The organism is Rhodopila globiformis (genome assembly GCF_002937115.1).
In the GTDB taxonomy this organism is placed as follows: domain Bacteria; phylum Pseudomonadota; class Alphaproteobacteria; order Acetobacterales; family Acetobacteraceae; genus Rhodopila; species Rhodopila globiformis.
Genome location: NZ_NHRY01000272.1, coordinates 1 through 16,684, shown reverse-complemented (window position 1 = coordinate 16,684; position 16,684 = coordinate 1). Strand labels below are relative to the sequence as shown.

At 68.9% G+C, this 16,684-nt stretch carries 13 protein-coding genes; 6 read left to right on the top strand and 7 right to left on the bottom strand.

The annotated features are described in order from the left end of the window. Nucleotides 1-59: 59 nt before the first annotated feature. Together CCS01_RS30875 and yajC are read right to left on the bottom strand one after the other, a co-directional pair. Nucleotides 60-461: a hypothetical protein gene (locus CCS01_RS30875; protein ID WP_104522865.1), complete on the bottom strand. Its 402-nt coding sequence runs from the start codon at nucleotides 459-461 to the stop codon at nucleotides 60-62. A gap of 327 nt (nucleotides 462-788) precedes the next feature. Continuing rightward, nucleotides 789-1,178 (bottom strand): preprotein translocase subunit YajC, encoded by a 390-nt coding sequence (yajC, locus tag CCS01_RS30870; RefSeq protein ID WP_104522863.1) that lies wholly within the window; start codon nucleotides 1,176-1,178, stop codon nucleotides 789-791. An 81-nt stretch (nucleotides 1,179-1,259) separates the two neighbouring features. Here yajC and CCS01_RS30865 point away from each other — a divergent pair, with 81 nt between their 5' ends. Next, nucleotides 1,260-2,117, top strand: a complete 858-nt coding sequence (locus CCS01_RS30865) for an ATP-binding protein (RefSeq protein WP_104522861.1) — start codon at nucleotides 1,260-1,262, stop codon at nucleotides 2,115-2,117. Nucleotides 2,118-2,259: 142 nt separating this feature from the next. Here CCS01_RS30865 and CCS01_RS30860 read toward each other — a convergent pair whose 3' ends face one another. Then, complete coding sequence (locus CCS01_RS30860) at nucleotides 2,260-3,750, bottom strand: MFS transporter (RefSeq protein WP_104522859.1); 1,491 nt, start codon at nucleotides 3,748-3,750, stop codon at nucleotides 2,260-2,262. An 86-nt stretch (nucleotides 3,751-3,836) separates the two neighbouring features. Here CCS01_RS30860 and CCS01_RS30855 point away from each other — a divergent pair, with 86 nt between their 5' ends. Together CCS01_RS30855 and CCS01_RS30850 are read left to right on the top strand one after the other, a co-directional pair. Further along, complete coding sequence (locus CCS01_RS30855; RefSeq protein WP_104522857.1) at nucleotides 3,837-5,039, top strand: acetyl-CoA C-acyltransferase; 1,203 nt, start codon at nucleotides 3,837-3,839, stop codon at nucleotides 5,037-5,039. 1 nt (nucleotide 5,040) lies between these two features. Then, the gene (locus CCS01_RS30850; RefSeq protein ID WP_104522855.1) at nucleotides 5,041-5,982 is read left to right on the top strand and encodes an alpha/beta hydrolase; all 942 of its coding nucleotides are present in this window, start codon (nucleotides 5,041-5,043) and stop codon (nucleotides 5,980-5,982) included. Nucleotides 5,983-6,056: 74 nt separating this feature from the next. On the opposite strand, the gene CCS01_RS30845 is transcribed toward CCS01_RS30850, so the two are convergent. Further along, on the bottom strand, nucleotides 6,057-7,286 hold the full coding sequence (locus tag CCS01_RS30845) for an IS701 family transposase (RefSeq protein ID WP_104522853.1): 1,230 nt from the start codon (nucleotides 7,284-7,286) through the stop codon (nucleotides 6,057-6,059). 118 nt (nucleotides 7,287-7,404) lie between these two features. Here CCS01_RS30845 and CCS01_RS30840 point away from each other — a divergent pair, with 118 nt between their 5' ends. Together CCS01_RS30840 and typA are read left to right on the top strand one after the other, a co-directional pair. Then, nucleotides 7,405-7,743, top strand: coding sequence for a cell division protein ZapA (locus tag CCS01_RS30840; protein ID WP_104522851.1), 339 nt, complete (start codon nucleotides 7,405-7,407; stop codon nucleotides 7,741-7,743). A 586-nt stretch (nucleotides 7,744-8,329) separates the two neighbouring features. After that, a complete protein-coding gene (gene typA, locus CCS01_RS30835; protein WP_104522849.1) occupies nucleotides 8,330-10,156 on the top strand; it encodes a translational GTPase TypA in 1,827 nt (608 codons plus the stop codon). Between the two features lie 217 nt (nucleotides 10,157-10,373). Here the strand turns inward: typA and lon are convergent, their stop codons facing one another. Beyond that, on the bottom strand, nucleotides 10,374-12,734 hold the full coding sequence (gene lon, locus CCS01_RS30830) for an endopeptidase La (protein ID WP_104522847.1): 2,361 nt from the start codon (nucleotides 12,732-12,734) through the stop codon (nucleotides 10,374-10,376). After that, on the bottom strand, nucleotides 12,734-13,138 hold the full coding sequence (locus tag CCS01_RS30825; protein ID WP_239992465.1) for an Hsp20/alpha crystallin family protein: 405 nt from the start codon (nucleotides 13,136-13,138) through the stop codon (nucleotides 12,734-12,736). Before CCS01_RS30825 ends, lon begins: the two co-directional genes overlap by 1 nt. A 156-nt stretch (nucleotides 13,139-13,294) precedes the next feature. Between CCS01_RS30825 and CCS01_RS30820 the strand changes: the two genes are divergently transcribed. Then, entirely contained in the window at nucleotides 13,295-13,858 is a 564-nt protein-coding gene (locus tag CCS01_RS30820; protein WP_104523029.1) for a 3'-5' exonuclease, read from the top strand. 80 nt (nucleotides 13,859-13,938) lie between these two features. On the opposite strand, the gene CCS01_RS30815 is transcribed toward CCS01_RS30820, so the two are convergent. After that, nucleotides 13,939-16,194, bottom strand: coding sequence for a helicase-related protein (locus tag CCS01_RS30815; protein ID WP_104522845.1), 2,256 nt, complete (start codon nucleotides 16,192-16,194; stop codon nucleotides 13,939-13,941). Nucleotides 16,195-16,684: the final 490 nt, after the last annotated feature.

Here is a 16,684-nt window from a genome sequence, read left to right as displayed (position 1 = left end):
CGTGCCCGGGCACGGGCTTGCGTTGGGACGGCATCCTGGCCTGCGGAAGCGGGCTCCGCTCAGCGGGGCGGGACGAGTTCGACGATCTTCCAGTCGCCGTCGGGCAACTTGCACCAGTTCAGGACGTAGTGGCGCGGCAGGTCCCTGACGACCTCGAACCGGATCGTGTAGTCGATCGTGCGGCACTGCATCTTGTGCGCCTCGAAGCTGCGGACCAGCCTGACCTCCCCGGCGGTCTTGGTGTCGGGGTTGCGCCACCGCTCGATCGTGCCGATCGAATGGCCTTCGTAGAGCCGGGCGGCCGCGGCATGCATGCGCTCAACGTCGTCGTGGGTCAGGCCCGGCCAGGCGAGATCGGTGCTGAATGTCATCTCGGCTATGGCCTTGACCGGGGCCAGCAGCGGCAGCAGGACAACGAGGCCGCGTGCCCAGTGTCGCACCAAAGGATCAAGCGAACGCATGGCAACCCATTCCTGCTGAACTGTTTGTCGCCGGTGCGACAGGAATCCGTTACTCACGGGCCGGCATGATGCCACCGCAGCAGAAATAGTGACAGAAATGGTGCAGTCGATCGCCATTATGTGACAGAGCGCGACAACGCATGTCCGGGCAGCCCGGATGCGATCGCAGTGTGAACCAGCCTGCCACAGGAACAAGGCTATACGGGACGGCAATGCCGCGCCGGTCGCGGAGGCGGTACAAGGCTCCCCGCGGCTTCCAGGCGTGGAAAGCGGCGCCGCGATCGACGGCGGCGCCGTGGCCAGGACTGCTTGCGGATCAGCTCCGGATCAGGATGCGCGGCCCTTCAGCGGCTTGGTGTCGTTCGCGGGAACCGGGCTGACGACGCTGGCAATCGTCTCCCGCAGCACCGTCACGCGCAGGTTCGGCGCGATCTCGACCTCGATCTCGGTGGACGGGACCTGCTTGCCGTTCTTGTCCTGCACCATCGGCACCTTCTGCACAGTGCCGATGATGCCGCCGCCGGTGACGACCTTGTCGCCGCGCTTGATCGCCGCCAGCATGTTGCGCAGCTCCTTCTGCTTCTGCTGCTGCGGGCGGATCAGCAGGAAATAGAACACCGCGAAGATCAGGATCAGCGGCGCGAACTGCACGACGCCTGCCACGAACCCGGACGCGTCCTGGGCATAGGCTGGCGGAATCAGGATGAACGGGTTCATGAGTGCACAAGTCCTTGCGATGAAACGGGGCGGACCATAGTTTCCGCCCTCTTTTCGTCAAGCTATTCGGATACCGACCGTATGGAACATCGCCTGATCGACCTGGTGACCCGCATCGCCGACGCGCTGGAGCGCCTGGCGCCGCCACCAGCCGCGCCTTTGGACCTGACGCAGGCCGATGCATTCGTATGGCACCCATCCCCGGCGCACCTCGCACCGGTCCATAAGGTTTCCCGCGTCGACATCGGCCTGCTGAAGGGCGTCGATCGGCAGAAGGGCATCCTGGTGGAGAACACCCTGCGCTTCGCCCGCGGCCTGCCGGCCAACAACGCCATGCTGTGGGGCGCCCGCGGCATGGGCAAGTCGTCACTGGTCAAGGCGACGCACGCGGTGGCGAACCAGGAGAAGCCCGGCACCCTGGTGCTGATCGAGATCCACCGCGAGGACATCCGCACCCTGCCCGACCTGCTGAACCTGCTGCGCCCGGAAAGCCGCCGCTGCCTGATCCTGTGCGACGACCTGTCCTTCGAGAAGGAGGACGCCGACTACAAGGCGCTGAAATCGGTGCTGGACGGCGGCATCGAGGGGCGGCCGGACAACGTGCTGTTCTACGCCACCTCCAACCGCCGCCACCTGATGCCGCGCGACATGATCGAGAACGAGCGCTCCACCGCAATCAACCCGCACGAGTCGATCGAGGAGAAAGTGTCGCTGTCCGACCGCTTCGGGCTGTGGCTCGGCTTCCACAACTGCGACCAGCCGACGTTCCTGGCGATGATCGACGGCTATGCGGCCGATCTCGGCCTGCCGATCGGCCAGGAGGCGCTGCATGCCGAGGCGGTGGAATGGTCCGTCACCCGCGGCGGCCGGTCGGGGCGCGTGGCGTGGCAGTTCATCCAGGAGATGGCCGGGCGGCTCGGGGTGGCGGCACGCGGGTAGCGGGCCTCAACTGCCAGACAGGGCGCCGGCAGGCTGGCGGCGCGTGGTCGTCGCTCTGCAGCCCATGGCCGTTCTCTCACCGTCATGGCCGGGACACGCCCGGCCATGACGGTGAGAGAACGGCCGCATCGCGACCCAGCCCTCAGATCCGCCGCACCGGCAGCCACCACGCCAGCAGCATCCCGCCGGTCGTGAAGCACCCGATCGTCAGGAACGCCGCCCGGAACGCGTCGGCGATCTCGCCCCGCACCGCCAGGCGCTGCGCCTCGGGGAGCGCGGCCAGCGCCCGCGGCCCTTCCTGCACCAGGCCGGCGAACATCGCGGCCGTGTGCGGGTCCGCCGCCGCCAGCATGGCGAACAGCACCGCCCCCACCAGCGCCGTGCCGATCGACGCTCCGACGGAACGGGAGAACTGCACCGACGCCGCCGCCGCGCCCAGGAAGCGCGGGCCGGCCACCACCTGCACCGTCATCTGCACCACCGGCATCACCGTCCCGGTGCAGGCCGCGGCGACGCCCAGCATGGCGATCACCGCCGTGTCGCCGAGGCGCGGCGCGAACGCCGCCAGCGACAGCAGCATGGTGGCGCTGACCACCAGGCCGATGGACGGCATGATCGCCGTCCGCCCGGTCGCCGCGATCACCCGCCCGCAGAACAGCGAGCCCAGCGAAACGCCCAGGGTCAGCGGCAGCAGCAGCAGCCCGGACTGCGCCGTGCCCGCGCCGCGCACCACCTGCAAGTACATCGGCAGGAACGCCACCAGCGACACCGTCTGCGCCGCGACGACAGCCGACAGCAGGTCGGTCCGCCAGATCCCCGCCTGGCGGAAAAGCTGGATCGGCAGCAGAGGCTCCGCGGCCCGCCGCTCCTGCCGCAGCAGCATCGCCACCGAGGCCACCGCCAGCGCCAGCAGCCCCGCCACCGCCGGCAGGACGCGCCGGTCGAGATGCTGCGCCTGCTCCATGGCCAGCAGAAGCGGCGCAATGAAGCCGGCGAAGAACACCGTGCCCCAGATGTCGAACCGCAGCGAGGCGCCTCGACCGGGATGCGCCGGCAGCCGCATGACCAGCAGCGCCGCCAGCAGGCCCAGCGGCAGGTTGACCAGGAACACCGACTGCCAGCCGAACGCCTGGGTCAGCCAGCCGCCCGCCACCGGGCCGAACGTCGCCGCGGTGGCGTACATGCCGGAGAGGTATCCCTGGTACTTGCCACGCTGACGCGGCGGCACCGCCTCGGCGATCAGCGCCTGCGACAGGGTCATCAGCCCGCCGCCGCCCGCGCCCTGCAAAAGCCGCGAGGCTGTCAGCAGCAGAATCGATGTTGACAACGCGCACAATGCCGAACCGGCGACGAAGACGCCCAGCGCCAGGAACATCATCCGCTTGCGGCCGACGGCGTCGCCCAGCCGCCCGTAGACCGGTGCGGCGATCGTGTTGGCAACGAGGTAGGCGATAACAACCCAGGAAACCCGCTGCACGTCGCCCAACGATCCGGCAATCGACGGCAGGGCGGTGGCGACGATCGTCTGGTCCAGCGCCGCCAGGAACATCGGCAGCATGATCGACGGGAAGACGGTCAGGAACAGGTTGGGCGCGGTGGGCTCGGCCGCCGGTTGCAGGGTCTCAGACGCCATGGGACACGGCCGGGTGCAGCCGATATGTCTTCAAATGACTCGATGAAATGCCCATACTGTTCGGAAAGATAACAAGGAACTGTCCCATGCGTTGCGCTGTCATCGTCTCCACAGCCCGCACCCCGATTGGCCGCGCCTACCGGGGCGCCTTCAATGATACACAGAGCCAGGCGCTCGGCGGCCATGTCATCGCCCAGGCGGTCAAACGCGCCGGCATTGACCCGGCCGAGGTCGAGGACGTGGTGATGGGCGCGGCGCTGCAACAGGGCTCGCAGGGGTTCAACGTCGCGCGTCAGTGCGCATTGCGCGCCGGGCTGCCGGAGACGGTCGCGGGCATGTCGGTCGATCGCCAGTGCGCCTCGGGCCTGATGGCGATCGCCATCGCCGCCAAGCAGGTCATTCACGACGACATGCAGATCACCGTCGGCGGCGGGCTGGAATCGATCTCGCTGGTGCAGACCAATGCCATCAACCGCGCGCGCGGCCAGGACCCGGATTTGGCGGCCCGCTTCCCCGGCCTGTACATGCCGATGATCGAAACCGCCGAGATCGTCGCCGACCGCTATGGGATTTCCCGTGAGGCGCAGGATGAATACGCCCTGCTGTCGCAGCAGCGCACCGCCGCGGCGCAGCAGGCCGGCCGCTTCAACGCCGAGATCGTGCCGATGCCGACCGAGATGCTGGTCACCGACAAGGCGACCGGCGAAACCAGCCGCAAGCTGGTGACGCTGGAAAAGGACGAGGGCAACCGCCCCGACACCACGTTGGAGGGCCTCGCCAGCCTGAAGCCGGTGTTTGCCAACGGGCAGGCGGTCAAGGAAGGGAAGTACATCACCGCGGGCAACGCCTCGCAACTGTCCGACGGCGCCTCGGCCGCGGTGCTGATGGAGGAGGCGGAGGCCAAGCGCCGCGGCATCCGGCCGCTGGGCGTCTACCGCGGCATGGCGGTGGCCGGCTGCGCGCCGGATGAGATGGGCATCGGCCCGGTGTTCGCCGTGCCCAGGCTGCTGCACAAGCACGGCCTGCGGGTCAAGGACATAGACCTGTGGGAGCTGAACGAGGCGTTCGCCTGCCAGGTGGTGTACTGCCGCGACCGGCTCGGCATCGACCAGGAGAAGCTGAATGTCGATGGCGGCGCCATCTCCATCGGCCACCCCTATGGCATGTCCGGCGCCCGCATGATCGGCCACGCGCTGATTGAAGGCCGGCGGCGGCGGGCCCGGCTGGTGGTGGTGACGATGTGCGTCGGCGGCGGCATGGGCGCGGCCGGCCTGTTCGAGGTGGTGTGAGATGCCGGTCGATCCCCAGGTCCAGCAGTTGCTGGACCTGCGCGCCACCCTGCCGCCGCTGCATACGCTGACGGTGGCCGAAGCACGCGAGCAGTTCGCCGCGCGCGACTTCCCGGGCCTGCGCATCCCCAAGGTGGCGTGCGTGGTCAACCGCGACATGCAGGGGCCGGCCGGGTCGCTCGGGCTGCGGATCTACACGCCGCCGGGGCATGGGTCGTCCCCGCGGGGGCCGTTCCCGCTGATGGTGTTCTTCCACGGCAGCGGCTTCGTGGTGTGCAGCCTGGATACGCATGACGGCATGTGCCGCAACCTGTGCGCCGGGGCTGGCTGTGTCGTCGTCTCGGTGGATTACCGCCTGGCGCCGGAGGCGAAATTCCCGGCGGCGACGGATGACTGCCTGGCGGCAACCCGCTGGGCGGTCGCCAATGCTGCGGCGCTGGGCGCGGACCCGGGGCGGGTGGTGATCGCCGGCGACAGCGCGGGCGGCAACCTGGCGGCGGTGACCGCGCTGCGCATCCGCGACGAGGGCGGCCCGAAGCTGCTCGGCCAGTTGCTGGTCTATCCGGTGACCGACCATTATGATCCCGGCACGCCGTCGATGATGGAGAACGCCGAAGGCTATGGGCTGACCCGGGACGGGATGATCTGGTTCTGGGACCACTACCTGGCCGCCCGGTGGGATGCGGCACATCCATATGCCAGCCCGTTGCGGGCGCCGGACCTGAGCGGCCTGCCGCCAGCGTTTGTCGTCACCGCCGAATACGATCCGCTGCGCGACGAGGGCGAGGCCTACGCCCAGCGCCTGCAGGAGGCCGGCGTGCCGACGGTGCTAACGCGCTGGGACGGGATGAACCACGGGTTCTTCTTCGCCCCCGGGATCGTGGACAAGGCCGGCGCGGCGATCGATGAGGCGTGCGCGTGGGTGCGATCGGTGTGTGCGTAAGCAGGGGACTGGCCGGCCTGGCTGATCGTTCAACGCCGGTTCCGGGCCAATTCCGGTTTGAAGGAAGCCGCGTGTCACGCCGCGGAACCGTCCTCGCTCTGCGGTGGTGATGCGCTGAGCCCGGCCTGCATGGCCATCAGGAAGGCGAGGGCAAGCATGGCCAGCGTGATGTGGCGATACCAACCTTGCCAGGAGCGAACCTCATAGTCGTTGAGGCCGACCTCCTGCCTGGCGATCTCGAAGCAGTCCTTGATCGTCCAGCGTAGGCATGCGACCCGCGCCAGCGTGGCAAGGGCGGTGTTCGCCGGGGCGAAGACCAGGTAGTACGACAGGTCGCCGGGGTCCTGGCGATCGCGCCGGAATAGCAGCCAGTGCCGCCAGTGCGCCGGTCCGCGATGCGCCGGCCCGCCCAGGTGCGCCAGGGGCACGCGTGCCCAGTCGTAGAGGCATTCGCCCTTGGTCCCGGCACCGGCCGGGTGGCACCGCCAGGCATTGGCAGGATGGGCTGCCGCCAGTTCGGCCGCGGTGTAGCACCCTGACTTCTTCTCCCGCACCCCCTCGGCTGGCCTTCCAGCCAGTTGCAAGCGACTGGTTGGAGCCTTGGCCGGTCTCGCCCAGACCGGCTCATTGCTGCGCACCGTCAGCACGAAAGCCTGCGCGCGGCGTTGGAGCGCCGCGCGCAGTTCAGGGTCCTCAAGGTGCGCGTCCACCAGCACCCAGGCGCAGGGGGCGCCGGCATCGAGCGCGCGCTCGATCATCTGCCTGGCCAGCACCGGCCTGGTGGCGAATACCACCGCCTCCGGGATGGCCGCCTCTTCCCGCCGTGCGGCGTCCGCGCACCAGGCTTCGGGCAGGTAGAGCGCGCGGTCGATCAGCGCATGCCCTTTGTCGCTGGCGTAGGCGAGGAACACGCCTATCTGGCAGTTGTCGATCCGGCCCACGGTGCCGCAGTCTTGCCGCGCCACCCCGGCGGAGTGCGTGCCCTTCTTCAGGAATCCCGTTTCGTCGGCCACCAGCACGGCATCGGAGCGGCCGAGGTGCTCGATCACGTAGTCGCGGCAGATGTCGCGCGCCGCATCCTGGTCCCACTGCACGTGGCTGAGCACGCGCTGGGTGCGCCAGGGCCGCGCATCGCCGATCTGTTCCGCCAGTTGCCAGCCGTTCTTGCGCTGCGCCCCGCTCAGCAGGGCTTCGAGATACAGCCCCGCCTGCCGCCGCGGCTCCGGGCGAACGAACAGAGACCCAAGCCGTTGCTTCAGGAGATCAAGTTCATCACGGCACGCCGGTGGACCGTTCCAGGACATAGATGGGGAGCCGGATGAAGAAGCTCAATTGTAGTACTATGGACCGGGAATGCCGAGATGAGGTAGTCTTGTTTTTTAGAGGCTTGACGACAGATCGCAGGTTACCGGAGAAGACGCGATGGCCCAGATAATGTTGCGCATTAACGGCTACGCATACACCATTGGCTGTAGAGATGGCGAAGAACGGCATCTCGAGTTGATGGGTGCGGAGGTCAATCGGTATGTCGAGAGAATACGAGCCAGCGCGGGACCGAGCGGCGAAGCAAGAATGCTCGTCATGGCTTCCCTTATCATGGCTGATGAAATGGCGGAGCTGCGGGCAAAGCTCGGCAGCATCACGGCAGACGGCAAGCCCGACGACAGGCTCGATAACCAGTTGAATCGCATGGCGGACCGCGCGGAAGAGATTGCCGACAGTCTCGAGCGTCCTGCACACCTCCGGGAACAGGATGCGTGAAGTCAGCGATTTGTCGGTAACCAAGCCGAATCTGTCTCGAGTGCCGTGATTCTTCCTCCCCAGGCTCAAGGTGATCCCTGACCCCAGCCGATCGGCGGCAGCACGGGGATCGGCGTTGACCTCTACCGTGAAGGCGGCGACGCGGCAGTCTGCCCCCCTCGTCATGGCCGGGCGTGTCCCTACGCAATGCACACATCCTAGAACCGAGTCGGAAATGACCGTAAAATCAAGTGCTTGCCTGGGCGCCAAGAGCGTTCCCCCATCGTCATGGCCCGGCTTGTCCGGGCCACCTGTCGCGGCACAAGTGCTGGAATAGGTGGCCCGGACAAGCCGGGCCATGACGAAAGGGAAACGCAGCGGCAGACCGTTTCCGAGATGTGTGCATCCCGTAGGGCGTGTCCCGGCCATCTGCGCTGCGACGGCGGGGGGTGGATGGCCGGGACACGCCCGGCCATGACGAGGGGGCGCGCCGTCGCCCCGCCTCAACCGGCCTGCGGTCTGCTGCAGCGTGTCTTTTTTTCCCCTCGTATCCGCCGCCCTTACCCCCTATCTGTGCGCCGCACCATACCCACACAGTCAGGCTCTTATGCAAATTCGAAACGTTGCCATCATCGCGCATGTCGACCATGGCAAGACCACTCTTGTGGACAAGCTTCTCAGCCAGTCAGGCGCGTTTCGTGAACACCAGGCGGTGGCCGAGCGGGCGCTGGACCGCAACGACCTGGAAAAGGAGCGTGGCATCACCATCCTGGCGAAGTGCACCTCGGTGGTGTGGAACAACGTCCGCATCAACATCGTCGACACCCCCGGCCACGCCGATTTCGGCGGCGAGGTCGAGCGCATCCTGAACATGGTGGACGGCGCCCTGGTGCTGGTCGACGCCGCCGAGGGCGTACTGCCGCAGACCAAGTTCGTCGTCGGCAAGGCGCTGGCGCGCGGTCTGAACCCGATCGTCGTGGTCAACAAGATCGATCGCCAGGACGCCCGCCCGGACGAGGTGCACACCGAAATCTTCGACCTGTTCGCCGCCCTCGGCGCCTCCGACAACCAGCTCGACTTCCCGATGCTGTACGCCTCGGGCCGCAACGGCTGGGCCGATCCGACGCTGGACGGGCCGCGGCAGGACCTCAGCGCGCTGTTCGACCTGATGGTCCAGCACGTGCCGGCGCCGAAGGTGAAGCCGGACCTGCCGTTCGCCATGGTCGCCTCGATCCTGGAATACGACAACTTCCTCGGCCGCGTGCTGACCGGCCGGGTGGAGCAGGGCGTCGGCAAGGTCAACATGCCGGTGAAGGTGCTGCGCCAGGACGGCAGCGTGGTGGAAACCGGCCGCATGACCAAGCTGCTGTCGTTCCGCGGGCTGGAGCGGGTGCCGGTGGATGAGGTCGAGGCCGGCGACATCATTGCCGTGGCCGGCCTGTCCGAGGGCACCATCCCCGACACCATCGGCGCGCTGGAACTGTCCGGGCCGCTGGAAGCCATCCCGGTCGATCCGCCCACGCTGGCGATGACCTTCCGCATCAACGACGGCCCGCTGGCCGGCCGCGACGGCAAGAAGGTCACCTCCCGCCAGATCCGCGAGCGCCTGATGCGCGAGGCCGAGGGCAACGTCGCGATCAAGGTGACCGACTCCAACGAGACCGAGGCATTCGAGGTCGCCGGCCGCGGCGAGCTGCAGCTTGGCGTGCTGATCGAGCAGATGCGCCGCGAAAGCTTCGAGCTGACCATCGGCCGCCCGCGCGTGCTGACCCGGCGCAACGCGGAAACCGGGGAGCGCGAGGAGCCGATGGAGGACGTCCTGATCGACGTGGACGAGCCCTACACCGGCGTCGTGGTGGAGAAGATGTCCCGCCGCAAGGGCGACCTGCGCGACATGCGGCCGTCGGGCGGCGGCAAGGTGCGGCTGACCTTCCACATCCCCAGCCGCGGCCTGATCGGCTACCATGGCGAGTTCCTGACGGATACCCGCGGCACCGGCATCATGAACCGGCTGTTCGCCGGCTATGGTCCGTGGAAGGGGGCGATCGAAGGGCGGCGGGCCGGGGCGCTGATCTCGACCGAGAACGGCGATGCCGTGCATTACGCGCTGTACTACATCCAGGAACGCGGCACCATGTTCGTCACCCCCGGCGACAAGGTGTACCAGGGCATGATCCTGGGCGAGCACAGCCGGGAGTCGGACCTGGAAGTCAACCCGATCAAGGAAAAGAAGCTGACCAACATCCGCGCGGCCGGCAAGGATGACGCGATGCTGCTGATCCCGCCGCGGAAAATGAGCCTGGAACAGGCCATCGCCTATGTCGAGGACGACGAACTGGTCGAGGTGACGCCGACCGCCATCCGCCTCCGCAAGCGCTATCTGGACCCGAATGAGCGCAAGCGGTTCGAGCGGAAGGCGACCGCCGACGCCTGATAGCACTGCTACTGCGGGCTGCAGGCGGGGTCCATTGCCTCACCGCCATGGCCGGGCGTGTCCCGGCCATCTGCGGTTCGACGGTGGGGGGTGGATGGCCGGGACACGCCCGACCATGATGGTGAGGGAGCGGACGAGTCCGGCCATGACGGACGGTGAACGCACGCCGCAGGCCCTCTCAACTTACCTGCGGTCTGCCGTCGCTGCGCCAGGCTGTTTACCCGGCCCCCGCCACCGGCGCGACCGGCATCGCCGCCGCCATGGCGTCGTCCACCGTTTCCAGCCAGACGAACTTCAGCCGGTCGCGGGCACTGGCGGGGATGTCCTCGTAGTCGCGCCGGTTGCGGGCGGGCAGCATCACCGTGCGGATGCCGGCCCGTTCGGCCGCCACCACCTTCTCGCGGATGCCGCCGACGGGCAGCACGATGCCGCGCAGGCTGATCTCGCCGGTCATGGCGATCGCCGGATCGACCGCGCGGCCGACCATCAGCGATGACAGCGACATGAACATCGCCACGCCGGCCGAGGGACCGTCCTTCGGGATCGCCCCCGCCGGCACATGCACGTGGATGTCGCTTCGCTCGAACAGCGCCGGCTCGATCCCCAGGCCGGCGGCGCGCGACTTCAGCAGGCTGAGTGCGGTCTGCGCGCTCTCCTTCATGACGTCGCCAAGCTGCCCGGTCAGGATCAGCCTGCCGTTGCCGGGCATGCGGGTGCTTTCGATGAACAGGATCTCGCCGCCGACGGGCGTCCAGGCCAGGCCGGTGGCGATGCCGGGCATGGCGGCGCGCTCGGCCACCTCCGGCTCGAACCGCACCGGGCCGAGGATCGCGGCCAAATCGTCCGGGCCGATGCGCATCGGCTCGGTCCGGCCCTCGGCGAACAGGGATGCGACGTGGCGCATCACGCCGCCGATTTCGCGCTCCAGGTTGCGCACGCCGGCTTCGCGCGTGTAGCCGCGGATGATGGCGCCCAGTGCCGCGTCGCTGATCTCCATCTGCTCCGGCTTCAGCCCGTTGCGCCCGCGCTGCCGCGGCACGAGGTAGCGGCGGGCGATGACGAGCTTTTCCTCCTCGGTGTAGCCGGACAGCGAGACCACCTCCATGCGGTCGCGCAGCGGCGCGGGGATCGTGTCCATCTGGTTGGCGGTGGCGATGAACAGCACCCGGCTGAGGTCGAACGGCACCGCCAGGTAGGCGTCGCGGAACGTGGCGTTCTGCTCGGGGTCCAGCACCTCCAGCAGCGCCGAGGCCGGATCGCCCTGGAAGCCGCCGGCGCCGAGCTTGTCGATTTCGTCCAGCATCATCACGCAGGCGCGCGAGCCGGCGCGGCGGATCGCCTGGATGATGGTGCCGGGCAGGGCGCCGATATACGTGCGGCGATGCCCGCGGATCTCGCTTTCGTCGTGCACGCCGCCCAGGCTGACGCGCACGAACGGCCGGCCGATGGCCCGCGCGATCGATTGCCCCAGCGAGGTCTTGCCGACCCCCGGCGGCCCGATGAAACACAGGATCGGCCCACGCCCGTCCGGGTTTAGCTTGCGCACCGCCAGGAATTCCAGGATGCGGCGCTTGATCTTCTCCAGGTCATGGTGGTCCTGGTCGAGCACGCGGCGCGCCTCGGCGATGTCGATGCCGGGATCGTCTGCCAGCTTCCATGGCAGTTCCGACAGCCACTCCAGGTAGGTGCGGACCATGCCAGTCTCTGGGCTGGCCTCCGGCATCCGCTCCAGCCGGCCCAGCTCACGGTCTGCTTGCTTCCTGACTTCCTCCGGCAGTCCCGCCGCGTCCAGCGCGGCGCGCAGATCGGCCAGTTCGGATGAGCCGCCTTCGTCCTCGCCGAGTTCCTTCTGGATGGCCCGAAGCTGCTCGCGCAGCATGAACTCGCGCTGCCGGCCGGCCATGGTCTCGCGCGTGCGCTTGCCGATGTCGGCCGACAGGCGCAGCACCTCCAGCCGGTAGGCGAGGCGCCACAGCACCCGGTCCAGCCGGGGCAGCAGCGGGATGGTTTCCAGGATCTCCTGCTTTTCGGTGGGGGAAAGGTCCATCAGGCTGGCCGCCATGTCGGCAAGCTGGCCGGGCTGCTCGACCGACTGGACGGCCGCCGCCAGTTCGGGCGGGGAATTCTCCAGCAGGCTCAGCGCTTCCAGCGACCGTTCGCGCAACTGGTGGAAGCGGGCGTCGATGTCGGCGCCGCCGGGCTGCGGCTCGGGGATGCGCTCGACGCGGACAGCGCGGGGGTCGGAGCCGTTCACGATGTCCAGCAGGCGGATGCGGCTGGCGCCCTGGACGATGGCGTGATGCAGGCCGTCGCGGCCGGCGATGTAGCGCAGCATCCGCCCCTCGCAGCCGATGGGATGCAGGTCGGACAGGCCGGGCGTCTCGGTCGTCGCGTCGCGTTGCAGCACCACGGCGAGGGGGCGCGAGGTCCGCGCCGCTTCCTGCAAGGTTGCCTCCAGCCCCGGGCGGTTGGCCAGCAGCGGCAGGACCACGCCGGGGAACAGGACAAGCTCACGCACCGGCACCAGCAGCAGTTCGTCGGTGCCCTGATCGGCTGTCACGGGTGGGTCGACGTCCATCACACGTGCCTCCGCAGCGTCAGCATCAGCAGGCCGTCCTCCAGGTCCCGCCTTGTCAGCTCGTAGCGGCCGGGCGGAATGGGGACCCGGCGCTCGAACCGGCCGTGCGGCAGTTCCAGGCGATGCACGCGGGCGCGTTGCAGGCAGGCGGGCAGACGGCGGACGCCGACGATGGCGAGGCTGCCGTCGTGCATCGCGATCTCGACTTCGCTGGCATGGACGCCCGGCAGGGCGGCAATGATGATCAGTTCGTCCCGTGTCTCCAACACGTCCACCGGCGGTTCCCAGCCGGCCGGATCGGGGTGGAAAAAATCGCGGTGCAGGCGATCGATGCGGGCCAGGGTGGAGACGGCCTCCGCCCACAGGATGTCATAGGCGTTACGCGGCATGGCGAGCCTCGGCATGGTTGATCCGGCAACGTCGGGGTCGAATGCCGGGTTGCCTGGTGGAGCGGACAGCCGGCACCTTCCACGATCAGGCACGTTGCTGCCGCTACAATTGGATGAGAGGATGGAATTGATCGCTCAGTGCCGGATGTCCGCAGACGTGGGATGGCAGCCATGATCGTGTTCGTGGATTTCGAGGCCAGCAGCCTGGGCCGCCACGGTTTCCCGATCGAAGTCGGCTGGGCGGCGGAGGACGGCAGCGAAATGGGCTTCCTGATCCGCCCGGCACCGGGCTGGGAGGAATGGAGCGCCGATGCCGAACGCATCCACGGCATCGCCCTCGACCGCCTGTGGCGTGAGGGCGCGCCGCACGCGGCGGTCGCCGCCCGCATGCTGGAGATGCTCTCCGGACAAGCGTTGTATGCGTCGGCACCATCGTGGGACGGGCACTGGCTGAGCCTGCTGCTCCGGGCCTCGGGCCTGCCGCGCCATGCGCTGCGCCTGCGCGATACCGAGGAGGCGCAGCGCAGGACGGCTGACGACATCCTTGCGATGGCGGGGATCGCGGCAGGCGAGCGTGCGGCCCTGGTTGACGCCATTCTGGCTGCGGCCCGGGAGGGGTTCGAGACGGCCGCGCCGGCGCATCGCGCCCTGGCGGACGCGCGGCGGGAATTGCGGCTGTGGCAGAACATCCGCCGCCGGGCGGAGGCGGCAGCCGCGGAGGCGAGAGGCGATTGAACCGGCGTTTTGCCGGCCGCCAGCGCGGATGATGGCGGACCCGTCAGCGTCAGGCCGGGACGTTTCCCGCTTCGGTTGGTTTATGCCGCCAGGGCGGCCCGGCCGCGGCGCTGCTGGCTCAGGACCTTCTCGATCCAGGCGTCGAGGCGCAGGCGTTCGGCCTCGGCCGTGTCGTGGTCCTGGTAGATGCCGGGGAAGCGCTGCGACATCCAGCGCCAGGCGACCAGGCGCTTGTAGATTTTCTCCACGCGCTCCAGTTGCTGGTGCTGGGCACGGTCGGGCGACGGCAGGTGCCCGGCCAGCGGCGGCGGGACGTCATGGCCGGCAGCATGTTCCTGTGCCCAGCGGGCGAGGCGGGCGATGCCGTAATCCCGCTCGTCGATCGGGCACATGGCGTAGGTCCAGCGTGTCTCCAGGCTCAGGCCGCCGACGCCGTCGACCACGGCGGCGATCTCCATCGGCTGCGCCAGATCGGCCAGGCGGTAATTCGGATCGTCTTTGCGCAGCACCGCCCGGCGGATGCGCGCCAGCACGCCGAACAGGCTGTCGGAGCCGATTTCCGCCGCCACGGCCGCGACGATGTCGGCATCGGGCTGCACCAGCGGACGCAGGTCCTCGGGCGGCATCGGGGCCGTCGCCAGCATGTGGTGGACGAAGTCCGGGCTGCCGGCGCCGCCCAGGACGCCGACGATGCCGACGTCGTGCATGCCAAAGCGGCCGGCGCGCCCGCCGATTTGCTTGACGTCCTGCGCTGTCAGGTCGCGCGATTGCTGGCCGTCGAATTTGCGCAGCGTGCTGAAGATCACGCGGCGGATGTTCAGGTTCAGGCCCATGCCGATGGCGTCGGTGCAGACCAGGATGTCGGCGTCGCCGCGGTTGAACCGCGCCGCCTCCGCGCGGCGGACCTCGGGGCTGAGGGCGCCGTACACCACGGCGACCCGCTTGCCGCGGTGGATCAGTCCCGCGCGCAGGGCCAGCACGTCGCGGCGGGAGAAGGCGACCAGCGCGTCGCCGGGGCCAAGCTCGGCCAGGGCGAACGGCTTGCGCGCCGCCTTCAGCGGGGTTTTGCGCTGGAGCGAGATTTCATCGATCGGATCATCGCAGAGCGTGGCGATGCGCCGGATCATCGGCACCGCGTCGGGCGCGCCCAGCACGAACACGTGCCGCGCCGGCGCGCCCATGATCGCGGCCGTCCAGGCGGCGCCGCGGTCGCGGTCGTGCAGCATCTGCGCCTCGTCGACCAGGGCGACATCGACCGGCGTCTGGAACGGGCACATCTCCACCGTGGCCGCGAGATGGCGGCTACCCGGCACGCGAATGCGTTCCTCGCCGGTGGTGAGCGAGGCGGCAACGCCGCGTGCCTCCAGGGCTTCGCGGAACTCGGCCGCCAGCAGGCGCAGCGGGGCAAGGGCCATCCCGGTGTCGGCGCCGGCGAGGCGGTCCAGCGCCATGTGCGACTTGCCGCTGTTGGTCGGCCCGGTGATCAGGGTGATACGGCGGTCCAGCGCGCGGGCGGTGGTGAAATGCGCGGCGTAGCGGTCCAGGGCGGCGACCTTGGCGACGGCCGCGTTGGCGGCGCGGCCGATTTTCAGCGCCGGCGCGGCGAGGGGGCCGCCGGGTTGGGGGAAGAGACGCTCCGCCTCGCGCCAGGCCGGCACGTCCTGGCGCAGGCGTTCGAGCTCGGCGGGATCGAATTCCCAGCGCTCGCCGGCCTTCGAAGCGACGCGGCGGGCGACCGGGATCAGCTTCGCCGTGATCCAGCGCAAGGCTTCCTTGCGAGAACAGCCCAGCAGGGCGGGCACCTGGTTGAATTCGACCAGGCTGCGTTCCCAGGCGCGGAGCCGGCGCACTTCCTCGCGCCGCAGGTCACGGGCGTGCTTTTCGCTGGCGCGCTGGTCCTGGCGGCGGGCGAGGGCGGTGTTGCGGGCGGCGGCGCGAAAGCGGCCGACGGCATCCGGCGCAAGCCCGTGCGCGACGGCGACGGCTTCCGCCAGGTTCGCATGCTGGTCGGGAGAGGAGGATGCCCGGGAGGCGTCGGCAAGTTCGGCGGCGATGGCGTCCAGCGCGGCTTCGGGCGTGGAACCGGCCTGACGCAGGCGGTCCGCGACGATGCGATCGAGGGTCGCGCCCAGGGTTTCCGCGGTGGTTTCGGGGTCGTCGACGGCGTTCGCGGCGGCCTGTACGTCGGCTGGCAGGATCCAGTGTCGCCCGGTGTGGCTGACGAAGGCGTTCAGACGCGCCCGCCATGTCTTGCGGCGGACGTCGCAGAGGGCGTTCCGTACGGTGGCTCGGTCCGCCGGCAAACGGCGGGCGACCAGACGGATGAGTTGGGGCATTTCGTGCGTCGCCACGTCGACGCCGGCGGCCTCGATGGCAGCTTCGGCCGGCGAGATGTGCGGGGACAGGGGGAGTGGAACGTTGATGGCCTGGGGAACCTTGGCTGATGGGCGCTGAGCCGCGAACAGGCAGGCCTGGCTTCTGCGCAGGGATTTGTTGTCGGGGTGGCGGTGGTGTGGGTCAGGGCGAACCCACGCAATGATGCGTCGGCCGCAGCCCTTATATTAGGCAACTGAGGCGCTCTGAACCAGAGTTCGTTTTGGATCGGCAGATTGCGGATCAGCCCGTCGCAAGTGAAGACGCTGCCTGGGCAGGACGTTCTGCTGATGACGGAAAGCCGGGTGTATCGGCTTGGGGGATGAGGCTGCTCCACCCCGCGTTGGATGGGGAGAGGGGACCAGAGTGGATTGGACGACCTGGCGGCGACCGACTCTCCCGTGCCTTGAGGCACAGTACCATGGGCGCTGGGGGTTTTCACGGCCGAGTTCG

Excerpts from the sequence above, each read along its gene's own strand:
- CCS01_RS30875 (WP_104522865.1), bottom strand. The coding sequence starts at position 461 with ATGCGTTCGCTTGATCCTTTGGTGCGACACTGGGCACGCGGCCTCGTT.
- yajC (WP_104522863.1), bottom strand. The coding sequence starts at position 1,178 with ATGAACCCGTTCATCCTGATTCCGCCAGCCTATGCCCAGGACGCGTCC.
- CCS01_RS30865 (WP_104522861.1), top strand. The coding sequence starts at position 1,260 with ATGGAACATCGCCTGATCGACCTGGTGACCCGCATCGCCGACGCGCTG.
- CCS01_RS30860 (WP_104522859.1), bottom strand. The coding sequence starts at position 3,750 with ATGGCGTCTGAGACCCTGCAACCGGCGGCCGAGCCCACCGCGCCCAAC.
- CCS01_RS30855 (WP_104522857.1), top strand. The coding sequence starts at position 3,837 with ATGCGTTGCGCTGTCATCGTCTCCACAGCCCGCACCCCGATTGGCCGC.
- CCS01_RS30850 (WP_104522855.1), top strand. The coding sequence starts at position 5,041 with ATGCCGGTCGATCCCCAGGTCCAGCAGTTGCTGGACCTGCGCGCCACC.
- CCS01_RS30845 (WP_104522853.1), bottom strand. The coding sequence starts at position 7,286 with ATGTCCTGGAACGGTCCACCGGCGTGCCGTGATGAACTTGATCTCCTG.
- CCS01_RS30840 (WP_104522851.1), top strand. The coding sequence starts at position 7,405 with ATGGCCCAGATAATGTTGCGCATTAACGGCTACGCATACACCATTGGC.
- typA (WP_104522849.1), top strand. The coding sequence starts at position 8,330 with ATGCAAATTCGAAACGTTGCCATCATCGCGCATGTCGACCATGGCAAG.
- lon (WP_104522847.1), bottom strand. The coding sequence starts at position 12,734 with ATGGACGTCGACCCACCCGTGACAGCCGATCAGGGCACCGACGAACTG.
- CCS01_RS30825 (WP_239992465.1), bottom strand. The coding sequence starts at position 13,138 with ATGCCGAGGCTCGCCATGCCGCGTAACGCCTATGACATCCTGTGGGCG.
- CCS01_RS30820 (WP_104523029.1), top strand. The coding sequence starts at position 13,295 with ATGATCGTGTTCGTGGATTTCGAGGCCAGCAGCCTGGGCCGCCACGGT.
- CCS01_RS30815 (WP_104522845.1), bottom strand. The coding sequence starts at position 16,194 with ATGCCCCAACTCATCCGTCTGGTCGCCCGCCGTTTGCCGGCGGACCGA.